Origin of the sequence: Nonomuraea longicatena, assembly GCF_039525605.1 — a bacterium.
In the GTDB taxonomy this organism is placed as follows: domain Bacteria; phylum Actinomycetota; class Actinomycetes; order Streptosporangiales; family Streptosporangiaceae; genus Nonomuraea; species Nonomuraea longicatena.
On the sequence record NZ_BAAAHQ010000035.1, the window covers coordinates 100,836 to 112,919 of the forward strand.

Annotated in this window: 11 protein-coding genes; 2 read left to right on the plus strand and 9 right to left on the minus strand. The window is 67.1% G+C overall.

The window, feature by feature from the left end; all coding sequences use genetic code 11:
- The first annotated feature begins 2 nt into the window (after nt 1–2).
- Complete coding sequence (locus tag ABD120_RS28045) at nt 3–1,202, plus strand: serine hydrolase domain-containing protein (RefSeq protein ID WP_343953123.1); 1,200 nt, start codon at nt 3–5, stop codon at nt 1,200–1,202.
- A gap of 194 nt (nt 1,203–1,396) precedes the next feature.
- On the opposite strand, the gene ABD120_RS28050 is transcribed toward ABD120_RS28045, so the two are convergent.
- From ABD120_RS28050 to ABD120_RS28060, 3 genes are all read right to left on the minus strand, one after another.
- A complete protein-coding gene (locus ABD120_RS28050; protein WP_343953124.1) occupies nt 1,397–1,597 on the minus strand; it encodes a DUF397 domain-containing protein in 201 nt (66 codons plus the stop codon).
- Nucleotides 1,598–1,768: 171 nt separating this feature from the next.
- Nucleotides 1,769–2,854 carry an alanine racemase gene (locus ABD120_RS28055; RefSeq protein ID WP_343953125.1) on the minus strand — a complete coding sequence of 362 codons (1,086 nt, stop codon included), beginning with the start codon at nt 2,852–2,854 and terminating at the stop codon, nt 1,769–1,771.
- A gap of 22 nt (nt 2,855–2,876) precedes the next feature.
- The gene (locus ABD120_RS28060; protein WP_343953126.1) at nt 2,877–3,641 is read right to left on the minus strand and encodes a GntR family transcriptional regulator; all 765 of its coding nucleotides are present in this window, start codon (nt 3,639–3,641) and stop codon (nt 2,877–2,879) included.
- 377 nt (nt 3,642–4,018) lie between these two features.
- Between ABD120_RS28060 and ABD120_RS28065 the strand changes: the two genes are divergently transcribed.
- Entirely contained in the window at nt 4,019–4,294 is a 276-nt protein-coding gene (locus ABD120_RS28065) for a hypothetical protein (protein WP_343953127.1), read from the plus strand.
- Here the strand turns inward: ABD120_RS28065 and ABD120_RS28070 are convergent.
- The 6 genes from ABD120_RS28070 to ABD120_RS28095 all read right to left on the minus strand — a co-directional run bounded on the left by ABD120_RS28070 (nt 4,245) and on the right by ABD120_RS28095 (nt 11,975).
- The gene (locus tag ABD120_RS28070) at nt 4,245–5,015 is read right to left on the minus strand and encodes an SAM-dependent methyltransferase (RefSeq protein ID WP_343953128.1); all 771 of its coding nucleotides are present in this window, start codon (nt 5,013–5,015) and stop codon (nt 4,245–4,247) included. The two genes, ABD120_RS28065 and ABD120_RS28070, sit on opposite strands and share 50 nt — an antisense overlap.
- A gap of 124 nt (nt 5,016–5,139) precedes the next feature.
- On the minus strand, nt 5,140–6,063 hold the full coding sequence (locus tag ABD120_RS28075; protein ID WP_343953129.1) for a hypothetical protein: 924 nt from the start codon (nt 6,061–6,063) through the stop codon (nt 5,140–5,142).
- Nucleotides 6,064–6,384: 321 nt separating this feature from the next.
- Nucleotides 6,385–8,088 carry an ABC transporter family substrate-binding protein gene (locus ABD120_RS28080; protein ID WP_343953130.1) on the minus strand — a complete coding sequence of 568 codons (1,704 nt, stop codon included), beginning with the start codon at nt 8,086–8,088 and terminating at the stop codon, nt 6,385–6,387.
- A complete protein-coding gene (locus ABD120_RS28085; protein WP_343953131.1) occupies nt 8,085–10,154 on the minus strand; it encodes an ABC transporter ATP-binding protein in 2,070 nt (689 codons plus the stop codon). The genes ABD120_RS28080 and ABD120_RS28085 overlap by 4 nt, the downstream gene beginning before the upstream one ends.
- Entirely contained in the window at nt 10,151–10,996 is an 846-nt protein-coding gene (locus ABD120_RS28090; RefSeq protein ID WP_343953132.1) for an ABC transporter permease, read from the minus strand. The genes ABD120_RS28085 and ABD120_RS28090 overlap by 4 nt, the downstream gene beginning before the upstream one ends.
- A 1-nt stretch (nt 10,997) precedes the next feature.
- Nucleotides 10,998–11,975 carry an ABC transporter permease gene (locus ABD120_RS28095; protein ID WP_343953133.1) on the minus strand — a complete coding sequence of 326 codons (978 nt, stop codon included), beginning with the start codon at nt 11,973–11,975 and terminating at the stop codon, nt 10,998–11,000.
- Nucleotides 11,976–12,084: the final 109 nt, after the last annotated feature.

A 12,084-nucleotide genomic window follows, 5' to 3' on the forward strand; every position in this document is an offset into this window, starting at 1 on the left:
CCATGACCAAGACCCTGCTGGCCAAGGCGCTGCGTACCGCTGTCGGCCTGCTCGCCGCCGCAGTCGCCGTGACCGCCGGCGCCTCGGCGGCGGTGGCCGACACCCACACCGGCAACCGGGCCGACGATCACGCCGGGCTCCAGCGGGTGCTGGAGCAGGCCGTCACCGACGACGGCATGCCCGGCATCTTCGCCGACGTCCGCGACGGCCGCGAGAAGTGGTTCAGCACCGAAGGCGTGGCCGACACGGAGACCGGCCGCAAGCGTAGCCAGCAGGAACACTTCCGCGCCGGCAGTGTCACCAAGACGTTCACCGCACTGGTGGCACTGAAACTGGTCGCCGAGGGCCGCCTGAGCCTGGACGACACCGTGGAGAAGTGGCTGCCCGGCGTGGTGCAGGGCAACGGCCACGACGGCAGCAAGATCACCATCCGGCAGTTGCTCAACCAGACCAGCGGCATCTTCCCCTACACCTCGGACATGGACCTGGCGACCAAGCAGTGGAGCACCGCCTTCCTCCAGGACCGTTTCACCAGCTACCGCCCCGAGCAACTCGTGAGGATCGCCATGCGCAACCCGGCCTCCTTCGCGCCCGGCAAGGGGTGGGGCTACTCCAACACCAACTTCACGGTCGCCGAGATGATCATCGAGAAGGTCACCGGCAGGTCGTACGCCGAGGAGGTCACCCGGCGCATCATCCGCCCGCTCGGCCTGCGGGGAACGTCTCTGCCGGGCGAGCGGACCAAGCTGCCCGAGCCGCACGCACAGCACTACGTCAAGTTCCTGGTCGGCGAGGACACCACAACGCCCTACGACCTCACCGACATGAACCCCACCTGGGCCGGCGCGGCAGGCAGCATCGTCTCCACCGCCGACGACCTGCACACCTTCTACCGGGCCCTGCTGAGCGGCCGACTGCTGCCGCCCGCGCTGCAGGAGGAGATGTTCACCACCGTCTCCACCAAGGGCGTGCCGTGGATCGACAACACCGCCTACGGACTCGGCGTCTTCTCCCAGAAACTGTCCTGCGGCGTGACGATCTGGGGCAACGGCGGCAGAATCCACGGCTCCTGGACCTACGCGATGGGCACCCGCGACGGCAAGCACATGGTCGTCACCAACATCAACGGCGACTGGGGCGCGGCGTTCGGCATCCTCACCAAGGCGATGGAAGCGGAGATGTGCCCGCCCACCTCCCGCTGACCCCGCCACAGCCCTGCCTTCGAATGAAAGCGTGGATGCGCCTGCCAGTTCCTGGTGACCACACCACAGCCTTCCCTTTGACCTGTTCGGCGTTCTGAGCGAAGCACACCCCTTGCCTCGAACACGTGAAGGCCCCTTCCCCGAAAGCGGAGAAGGGGCCTTCACGTGCGGGCTCCGTTGAACTCGCAGGCGCCTCAGAGGTCGAATTCGCCCAGCCTCACGCCTCCGATGAACGCCTGCCACTCATCCGGAGTGAACATGAGCATGCCCGCCTCACGATCCTTCGTGTCTCGAACCGCGATCACACTCTTGCCGATCGCCACCTCGACGCAGCTTGGGCCGTCGCCGCTGAGGCTGCTCTTGTGCCATGCGGCATCGGAAAGGTCGGGATGCATCCCAGTTCCTTTCACTCATGATCTTCGTTGATGAGGGCTGCAAGCAGCGTCAGCGTGTCGGATGGGCTGAGCGCTACAGCACGAAGATGTTCAAATGTCATTTTTACGCCGGATTAGCTCCGCCTCCCCTTCCATCGAGCAGCCGGGAGCTTGCGCATACCGGCTGAGCCGCTACCTGATGTAGTGGAACTCAGGGTGCGGGTGCATGAGGAAATCGTGATGCGAGATGTTCCAGGCGTAAGCTCCCGCCATCGCGAAGCGGACCACGTCTCCCGGCTTCACGTTGATGTGGACTCGGCGTGAGAGCGTGTCTTTGGGCGTGCAGAGTTGGCCCACGAGGGTAACGGGCTCGTCCTCGTCCTCGCCTGTGATCACTACGGGCTGGTCGTGATTCTTGGTGGCAGGTGTGCGGATGTGATGCGTGCCGCCGGTCACGATGGCGAATGACTCGCCGTGAACGCGCTTGACGTCGATGACCTGGACGACGTACTCACCGCAGTAGACAGTGATCGACCGTCCGGGCTCGATGCGCAGAACCTCGCCGGACTGGCGAAGTTCGCGAAGCCCCTCACCGTACATCTGCCAGTCGAAGCGCTTCCCTGGATCGGCGTAGGAGACTGCCATACCGCCGCCGAGGTTGATTTCCGAGAACCCGTGACTCCGTGCATATGCCAGGATCTCGGCCGCGAGCTTGAGCATGTGCGGGGCGTCAAGCCCGCTGGCGAGGTGAGCGTGGATGCCGTGGACCCGTACCGCGTCCTGAGCTGAAAGCAGGGTCATGGCCTCGTTCACAGTGTCGGGGTCCATCCCAAACGGCGTGGCACCTCCGCCCATGGTGAGGCTCGCTCCCTCGACGGGCAGAGCGAGATTTACCCGAAGCAGGATGTCGGCTGACCGGCCTGAATCGATCAGCCGTTGAAGCTCTCCGATGCTCTCCACATGTAGCCGGGTGACTCCCGGGCTGGAGAGTTCCGCATCCGTCTTTCCCGGCCCACTCAGCGCTAGAGGCTTGTCAGGGAAGTGAGCTTGCACGTGGGATAGCTCGCCACCGGATGAGACCTCGAACCCATCGACATAGTCATGAAGAACTCGTAGAAGCTCGACATCGGGGTTGGCCTTGACCGCGTAGTAGATCTCGATGCCCTTGAGGTGCTGCCTGATCTGGGCCATGTGGTCACGGAGCGCAGGCAGGTCGTAGACGTACGCCGGGTACCGGTCGATTCTGGGAGTCTGGCCAATGGTCGCTGTGGTCGTCATCAGATGCTTACTCCTTGTGTGTTCACGAGAGGGGGAAGCGGTATTCGATGATTTGGGTGTCGGCCGGTGTGACCGTGGTGGTTACCTCGACCGCGCGTCCGTCTGCCGTCTGTCCGACATGGATCAGGTCGAGCACGCTACGGTCTGGGCTGATCTCCAGGGAGATCGCCTCGGGCTCGGTTGGACGCCGCACGAACCAACGCTCAAGAGCCTCGGTTTGCCTGAAGCCAAGCTCAGCGAGAGTGGACTTGACCCCACCGACGAGAACTGCGTCGGAGTCCTCAAGGACCGTGCCTCCGGCGATGTCGAGAGGAATCCAGGTGCAGTTGAGCCGCATTGGGATGTGCGACGCGAGCAGCCTGCGGCGACGGGCCAGACAGTTGATTTGTCCCGGTTCGAGGCCGAGTAGTTCCGCAATGTGGTCGGGCGCTGCTGCACGCTGCGTAGTGATCTCGTGAATGGGGTCAAGCCCGAGGGCTCGGACTTCAGCATCGAAGGCACCGCGCGCACCCTCGGCTTCACGCAGGTCCTGTCTATACCGCGCTGAGCTGTGGAGGATTGGCGGGAGCCAGGTCACTCGGGTTCCGCTGCCCTGCTTGGCCCTGACCTTGCCTTCGCTGGCGAGGACCGTCAACGCTCGATTTATCAGGCTTCGGCTCACGCCGAAGCGCTCCGCAAGTTCCGGCTCAGGCGGAAGAAGGCTTCCGGGCGGATAGGCGCCGTTGACGATGTCGTCACCAAGCCGCGTCGCGATCTGACGGTAGCTCAACTTGGTCGTGTGCTCCATAGCATCTCCCTCCGTCGAAACGTCAATCGTTTGAAGTCCGGCTGGAACTCTGGCTGGAGGTGGACGGTACGCGGCCGGTGCTGGTAGTGGCTGTGCACGATCAGGGGTCTGACGGGTTCCCTGCGGTGCGGGAGTCCTCGCTCGACCCCTGGAACACGGGTGGACGGGGGCTGTGCCTCGTGGCCGACCTGGCCCACACCTGGGGATTCAACCTCTGTCCGGGTGGTGGGTGCGTCGTCTGCGGCGAAGCTGAGGTCGGGCGATACTTCCCCGGAAGGCCCTGTATCCGACCGGCTTGACGGACGCGCCCGGCGCTTGTCGTCGCTTCACCCTCCCGTCGGTACCCATCACCGGACCAGTCGCCCTGGAGGAGGGTGATGAGCCGTTGTACGTCGGTCCGAGACGCGGCGGTCGGGTTCGTGACCGTCGCGTCCGGTGTGGCGGCGCAGGTCCGAGAAGAGGTTCCGGCTGTGGCGCTGCCGCTACTGGCGATCTTCTACCTGACGGTGCTCGCCACCTTCGGTCTCTTCACGGAGCGCGAGATGGTGCCGGTCGACGTCGGAGACCCCTGGCAGGCCAGCGAGGGGCTGGTGGGAGGCCTGTTCACCGGGAGCGGCCTACGCCTGCCCAGCCGAGGACGGCGAAGCGTTTGATCTCCGAGGTTGTGACGAAGCGGCTGGTGTCGAGGACCTCGTAGTCGCCGAAGAAGCGTCGGATGTCCGCCACCGTGCGCGGGAAGACGCCGGTGCGGGTCCGGGAGTAGATCTCGCGCACCGAGTCGGTGTCGCCGCTGCGTTCGTCCTTCATGGACATGTGGCTGATCACCAGGTGGCTGCCCGGGGCGAGTGCTTGCCGGAGTTCGGTCACCTGGGCGTACGGGTCGTCCATGAAGTGGAGCACCGAGACCAGCAGCAGTGCGACCGGCTGGGAGAAGTCGATCAGGTCGGTGGCCGCGACCTGGGCGAGTAGCGTTTCGGGTTCGTGGAGGTCGGCTTCCACCATGGCGACCGTCGAGGTGTTGGCCAGCAGAGCGCGGCCGTGGACGCAGACCACCGGGTCGTTGTCGACATACACGACCTTGGCGGACGGGTCTACCGAGTGGGCGACCTCGTGGACGTTCTGCTGTGTCGGCAGACCCGCGCCGACGTCCACGAACTGCCGGATGCCCGCCTCGGCCGCCAGGTAGCGTACGGCCTCGCCCAGGAACCGCCGGTTGAGCCGCACCCCGTCGCGGGACTCGGGGAACGCCTTGGCGATCTGTTCTGCGGCTTCGCGGTCGGCGGCGAAATTGTCCTTGCCACCGAGCATGAAATCGTAGATCCGGGCGACGTTCGCCGTGCGTACGTCGATGCCCGCGGGTGCGGTCTCGCTCATGGACTCTCCTCGCCGTCTCCCCCAGCACCAACCCTACTCACTGGTAACCCAGCCAGGTAAGGGCTGATTCACGCATCAAAGACACCTTTCCATACTGATCACCAATAACTCGGGGTAACACCCGTTATGCCGCCAGCAATCGATTCGTGACCGGTACGGCCTGCGTCGAGCAGAGCCAGTCGTTCATCGTTCCGGTGAACCCGGGCGGCGGCCCCACCCTCAAGCACCTGACCTGCCCGGATCCAGGCTCCGGGCCGACCTTCAGCCGCCTGGGCGCCCGGTCGTCGCACGGCGTCAGGCTCACGCCGAAGGCGTGATCGTACGGCCAGGCGTTGACGGGCGGTTCGTGATCGTGGACGAGAAGATGTGCGTCGATCGTGCGTTGCGATGCCTCCGGGTGGGCGCCCAGGAACGCCAGATGGTCGATGAGCAGGCGCTGGGCGACCGCGCGCAACAGGTCGATGGCGCACAGGCTGTGGGCGCAGGCCGCCCCGTCGAGAGTCACCTCGGGCAGCGCGAACCGCCGCAGGCCCCGAGAGGTGACGCGCAGACAGCCGCAGGCGCGGGTCTCGGCGGGATTCCACGGAGGGCAGGTGGCGAGGTCGTGGACGTCCACCCGCCAGCCGAGCCAGTCGTCGGCCGGCCGGAATGCCGAGGGTTCGCCGCTCTCACCGGGCAGGACGCGGGCGGTCAGCGGGTCGACGACCACCCCGGAGCATTCCTCTGCGATCACCCGGGCGGCGGCCCTGGCCACCTGTACGGTCTCCGGCAACGCATGCGGCGGCGCCGTACTGGAGACCAGGACGTGGCGGCGGGTGCGGCGAAGCAGGCGGCGGTCGGCGTCGGTGAGATCGATCCCCCTCGGCCTCCAGGCGGTGGGGACGCAGGACAGGGTGAGCCCGGGGGTGCCGAGGGCGCGGAGCGCCGCCTTTCTGTGCGGGCGGCCGATGCGCCAGGGCAGGACGCCTTCGAGGTCGAAGGCCAGGTGTTCGATCGCCACCACGAACATCGTGGTCAGGGTGGCGGGCAGGGGAAGCGTGATCTTCACGACGGGGCTCCTGGGTCTGTGCGGGACACCAGGGTCGCCAAGGTGGGGCGGCGGACGGGGAACCGAACGGCATTCTGTGGATGACGGGGAGCCGAGATGCCGGGCTGTGGACAGCCGTCCTCAGTTCTCGATGCCACGCCTGCGACCAAGCCGAGCCGGTAGACCCGCGCCCCGGCGAACCCGCCAGGACTGGCCAGGCCAAACCGGTGAGCCAGCGCGCCCGTCACGCCCGCGATCAGGCCGAACGGGTAAGCGAGCGGGCCCGCCGTGACGGCCGCCCCGACCGGAAAGGCACCGGCCGGGGCGGGAGCGTACGAGGGGCTACTTCTTGAAGCCCATCTTGGCCCAGGCGCGGTCGGCGAAGCCGAACGCGCCGTAGTTGGCCAGCGTCGACTTGGCCGCGACGATGTTCGGCCGCTGGAACAGCGGCAGCACCCCGGCCTGGTCCCACACCAGCTTGTCCACCTGGTTGCCCAGCTCGACCGCCTTCACCGGATCCACCTCGGACGAGGCCGCCTCCATGGCCGCGTCCAGTTCGGCGCTGCCCAGCCAGGTGAAGTTGTTGTTGAACAGCTTCTCGTCCGGCGGGTTGCCGTACAGCTGGAAGAGGTTGCCCAGCGGGAACGGCGTGCCCTCCCACACGAACGGGGTGATGTCGAAGTCACCCTCGTTGATCCGGTCGAAGAACTTGTCGGGCACGGCCGCGTCGAGCGTGACCTTGACCCCGATCTCCTTCAGCATCGCCTGGGTGAGCTCGCCCTCCTGCTTGGCGACCGCCAGGTCGGAGGAGTACATGAACCGCAGGTTCAGCTCCTTGCCGTCCTTCTTGCGCACGTCGCCTTCGAGCTTCCACCCGGCCGCGTCGAGCAGTTGCTTGGCCTTCTCCGGGTTGTAGGTGTTGAGACCGCCGGAGTTGTCCTGGTAGCCCTTCTGCGTGTTCATGTAGACGTGGTTGTCCAGCGTCTGCATCGGCCAGTCGAGGCCCTGGAGGTCGGACTGCAGGATCGGCTGCCGGTTGATGCCGACGAAGATCGCGTGCCTGACGTTCTTGTCCTTCAGCGCCTCACCGGCGCCGTTGAAGGTGAAGTGCCGCCAGATCGGTCCGGCCGACTTGCGCATGTCGGTGCCCGCGACGCCCTTGGCCTGCTGGAACTTGGCTCCGTCCGCGCCCACGGTCACGGCGTCGATCTCGCCGTTGGCGAAGGCCGGCACGTGGCCGGACAGATCGATGGCCCGGTAGACGATGGAGTCCAGCTTGGCCTTCTGACCCCACCAGTTGTCGTCGCGGACGACGGTGAACGTCTTGGCGGTCTGGTCGATCTTGCCGACCTTGAACGCCCCGGCCGTGATGGGCGCGGCGTTCAGGTACGACTTGTTGAAGCTCTCGGCGCTCGCGTTGACCGACTCCGGGTAGAGCGGGGTGAACATGTCCGGCCAGGCGGGCCACAGTTTGGCGTACTTCACGATCACGTCGTGGTCGGTGGCGCCCTTCTCCACGGACTCGATGCGGTCGTACCCGTCGGGCGAGGAGATCAGGTAGTCCTTGTCCTTGCCGTTCAGAGCCTTCCACTGGGCCACGAAGTCCTTGTAGGTGATCGGCTTGCCGTCGGACCACTTGGCCTTGTCGTTGAGCTTGTACGTGACGGTCTGCTTGCCGTCGACGACCTCGCTCTTCCACTCGGTCACGTAGTCGGGGTTGTTGCGCACCTCGGCCTTGCTGTCGGCGGTGCCGAGGTCGGGCATGAACGAGCTGACGACGTCACGGACGTCGCCCTTGGTGCCCTGCGTCTGGTGGTAGTTCCACTGCGTCTGCCACGACTGCAGCGCCAGCTTCACGGTGCCGCCGTCCTGCACCTGCTCAAGCGGCGTCTCGTTGATCTGGATCTCCGGCAGCGCCGCCGCCTGCTGCTGAGCCTGCTGGGACTGCTCGGCGCTCGGCTTCTTGTCGCCGCCGCCGCCACCGCAGGCCGCGACGGCCAGGGCCAGGACCGCGAGCCCCGCCGTCGCCCGGTAACGCACCTTCACTTTTCCTCCTGATTTTCCGAGGCCGTGATGACCTCGATCTGCTCCGCGTAGTGGCAGGCGGCGCCGTGATCGTCGGCGTTCGCGAGCTGTGCCACCAAGGGCTCCTCGTCCACGCAGCGCCGCTGTTCGGCCGCACCGAGGCGGGCGAACTTCGGGCAACGGGTACGGAAGCGACAGCCCGAGGGCGGATCGGCCGGGCTCGGCAGATCTCCTTCGAGCAGAATGCGCTTGCGGTTGCGCTCGGTCTCCGGGTCGGGCAGGGGGATGGCCGACAGCAGCGCCTGTGTGTACGGGTGCGCCGGGTGGTCGTAGACCTCTCGGACGGTGCCGATCTCGGCGATGCGGCCGAGGTACATGACCGCGACGCGGTCGGCCAGGTGCCGTACCACGGCCAGGTCGTGCGCCACGAACAGGTACGACAGACCCAGAGCGTTCTTCAGCTCCTCCAGCAGGTTGATCACACCCGCCTGGATGGAGACGTCGAGGGCGGACACGGGCTCGTCGAGCACCAGCAGCCTGGGCTCCAGCGCGAGCGCGCGGGCGATGCCGACGCGCTGCCGCTGCCCGCCGGAGAACTGCTGCGGGTAGCGTTCCGCGCTGTCCGGCGTGAGTCCCACGAGGGTGAGCAGTTCGGCGACCTTGGCGTCCACGTTCTTGCGGCCGTGGGCGCGCAGCGGCTCGGCGACGATGTCGCCGACGGGCATGCGCGGGTCGAGGGCGGCCATCGGGTCCTGGAAGACGATCTGCAGGTCGCGGCGCAGCGCCTTTCGCCCGGCTTTGCCGAGTTCGGCGCTGTCCTGGCCGAGGACCACGATCCGCCCGCTCTGCGGGGCCTCCAACTGCATGATCTGCTGGAGGGTCGTGGTCTTGCCGCATCCGGACTCGCCGACCAGCGCCAGCGTCTCGCCTTCCGCGATGTCGAAGCTGATGCCGTCGACGGCGTGCACCGTACCGACCCGGCGCTTGAAGACCGCGCCCTTCATGAGCGGGTAGTGCCGCACCAGGTCGTTCAGTTCGAGGACGGTGGGCCGCTGCTCGCGCGGCACCCGTACCACCTCGGCGGCCGGGATGACCGGCACGGGGTAGACGTCGGCGCCGGTGAGGCCCCGGTGCTCGATCTCGTGGGCGCGCAGGCAGGCCGCCTGCCTGCCCGCGCCGACGGTGACGAGTCCGGGCTCCTCCTCGTGGCAGGCGTCGATCCGCATCGGGCAGCGCGGCGCGAAGGGGCAGCCCGGCGGCAGCGCCGCCGGGGAGGGCGGGTTGCCCTCGATCGGCACGAGCGGCCCTTCCTCTCCGTCGATCCGGGGGATCGACGCGAGCAGCCCCATCGTGTACGGCATCCTCGGCCGGTAGTAGACCTCGTCGACCGGCCCCTGCTCGACCGGTTTGCCCGCGTACATGACCAGCACCCGGTCGGCCATCCCGGCGATGACGCCGAGGTCGTGGGTGATCATGACGATGCCCGCGCCGGTCTCCCGCTGGGCCGTCTTGAGCACCTCAAGGACCTGCGCCTGGATGGTGACGTCGAGCGCCGTGGTGGGTTCGTCGCAGATGAGCAGGTCGGGGTCGTTGGCGACGGCCATCGCGATCATGGCGCGCTGCCGCATGCCGCCGGAGAACTCGTGCGGGAACGACCTGGCCCGTACGTCCGGATTCGAGATGCCGACCAGGTCGAGCAGTTCGACGGCCTGCTTGGCGGCCTGGGCCTTGCTCACGTCCTGGTGGACGCGTACCGCCTCGGCGATCTGGTCGCCGATGGTGTAGACGGGGGTGAAGGCCGACAGCGGGTCCTGGAAGATCATGCTGATGGTCTTGCCCCGGACCTTGATCTGCTCGCTCTCCGGCATGCCGAGCAGTTCGCGGCCGTGCAGCTTGACCGAGCCGCTGACCTTCGCGTTGTGCGGCAGCAGGCCCATGACGGCCAGCGACGTCACCGACTTGCCCGAGCCGGACTCTCCGACGATGCCGAGGACCTCGCCGCGCGAGACCGCGTAGTCGACGCCGCGCACGGCCTGGATGCCGCCGGGGAAGGTGACGGTGAGGTCTCTCACCTCAAGGATGCTCACGGGTTGCTCCCCGGGTCGAGGGCGTCGCGCAGGCCGTCGCCGATGAGGTTGACGCTGAGCACCAGCGCCACGAGCACGCCCGCCGGGAACAGGAACAGCCACGGATAGGTGATGACGGTGCTGGTGCCGGAGCCGTCGGCGATGAGGGTGCCGAGCGACACGTCCGGCGCTTGGACGCCGAAGCCGAAGAAGGACAGCGAGGTCTCCGTGATGATCGCGCCGCTGACGTTCAGCGTCGCGTCGATGATGAGCAGCGACGACAGATTGGGCAGCACGTGCCGGAGGATGATCTTCCAGCCGGGCACGCCCATGTACTTGGCGGCGAGGACGTACTCGCGCTCGCGCAGCGACAGCGTCATGCTCCTGACCACCCGCGAGGTGATCATCCAGCCGAACAGCGCGAGCAGGACCACGAACAGCAGCCAGGTGCCGCCCTGGAGGCGCGGCGAGAGGATCGCGATGATCAGGAAGCTGGGCAGCACGAGCAGCAGGTCGACGCCCCACATCAGGACACGGTCCACCCAGCCGCCGAAGTACCCGGCCGTCGCGCCCACGAGGGCCGCCAGCCCGGTGGAGATCAGCGCCGCGAGGAACCCGATGACCAGCGACTTCTGCAGGCCGCGCAGGGTGCCGGCGAACACGTCGCCGCCGGTCTGCGTGGTGCCCCACCAGTGGTCGGGGCCGGGGGGCTCCATGAAGGCCGTGAAGTCCTTCTCCTGCCAGCCGTACGGCGCGACGAGCGGCCCGACGTAGGCGAGGAGCAGGAGGACGGCGACGCCGACGAGGCCGTAGCGGGTGTTCCTGTTCCTGATCAGCCGTCTGAGGACGACCTTGTTGCGCATGTCAGCTCACCCGCACTCGGGGGTCGAGGGCGGCGACCGCCAGATCGGACAGGAACCCCGCGACCAGCACGCAGACGGCGGCGAAGGTGCTCACGGCGGCGACCGCGTTCACGTCGTGCTGGTGGATCGAGTCGACCAGCCAGGCGCCCATACCGTGCCAGCTGAAGATCTTCTCGGTGAAGGTCGCGCCGGTCAGCAGGGTGCCGAAGGCGAAGGCGAAGTACGTCGCGGCGGGGATCAGCGCCGTGCGCAGCGCGTGCTTGAACAGGGCGGTACGGCGCCGCAGCCCCTTGGCCATCGCGGTCCGCACGAAGTCCTGGCCGAGCACGTCGAGCATCATGTTGCGCTGGATGCGGCTGTAGAAGGCGATCTGCCCCAGGCACAGCGAGATCGTGGGCAGGATCAGGTGGACCAGCCGGTTCGTGAACTGCTCCCAGCCGGTGAGCCCCGGTGAGTACTCTCCGACGAACTCGATCAGTTTGCTGCCTGTGGCCTCGTTCAGCCTGGTCGCGGCCAGGATGAGGATCGTCGCCATGACGAAGACGGGCACGGCCATGATCACGAACGAGCCGACTCCGATCATGCGGTCGCTCGGCCTGTACTGGCGGATCGCCGCGAAGGCGCCGACCAGCACGCCCAGCCCCGAGCCCAGGACCGTGCCGATGAGCAGCAGCCGGAGGCTGACGCCGATGCGGCGGCCCATCTCCTCGTTGACCGAGTCGCCTTCCCAGGTCTTGCCGAAGTCGCCGCGCACGACGCCGCCGACCCAGGTTGTGTAACGCTCCAACAGGGGCGTTTTCGGGTTCATGTTGTACCCGTCGAGGGTCTTGTCGATCGTCGCCTGGGGGATGGGCGGGTTGCGGCCCTGGAAGTTGACCTGGGGGTTGAGGCTCGACGCGGCGAGCAGGTAGGCGAGGCTCGCGGCGATCGCCACCAGGATGACGTTGATCGCCAACCTGCGCAGCAGGTACTTGCCCATTGCCCTCCGTTCACGGAACAGGGGCGAAGGGTCAGGTAAGGAGGTGTCGCCCCCGCAACGAAAAAGTCGTCAAAAGCCAAGGAAAATCACTTGACGCGGGGATGACGAC

Excerpts from the sequence above, each read along its gene's own strand:
- ABD120_RS28095 (WP_343953133.1), bottom strand. The coding sequence starts at position 11,975 with ATGGGCAAGTACCTGCTGCGCAGGTTGGCGATCAACGTCATCCTGGTG.
- ABD120_RS28060 (WP_343953126.1), bottom strand. The coding sequence starts at position 3,641 with ATGGAGCACACGACCAAGTTGAGCTACCGTCAGATCGCGACGCGGCTT.
- ABD120_RS28045 (WP_343953123.1), top strand. The coding sequence starts at position 3 with ATGACCAAGACCCTGCTGGCCAAGGCGCTGCGTACCGCTGTCGGCCTG.
- ABD120_RS28070 (WP_343953128.1), bottom strand. The coding sequence starts at position 5,015 with ATGAGCGAGACCGCACCCGCGGGCATCGACGTACGCACGGCGAACGTC.
- ABD120_RS28090 (WP_343953132.1), bottom strand. The coding sequence starts at position 10,996 with ATGCGCAACAAGGTCGTCCTCAGACGGCTGATCAGGAACAGGAACACC.
- ABD120_RS28050 (WP_343953124.1), bottom strand. The coding sequence starts at position 1,597 with ATGCATCCCGACCTTTCCGATGCCGCATGGCACAAGAGCAGCCTCAGC.
- ABD120_RS28055 (WP_343953125.1), bottom strand. The coding sequence starts at position 2,854 with ATGACGACCACAGCGACCATTGGCCAGACTCCCAGAATCGACCGGTAC.
- ABD120_RS28065 (WP_343953127.1), top strand. The coding sequence starts at position 4,019 with ATGAGCCGTTGTACGTCGGTCCGAGACGCGGCGGTCGGGTTCGTGACC.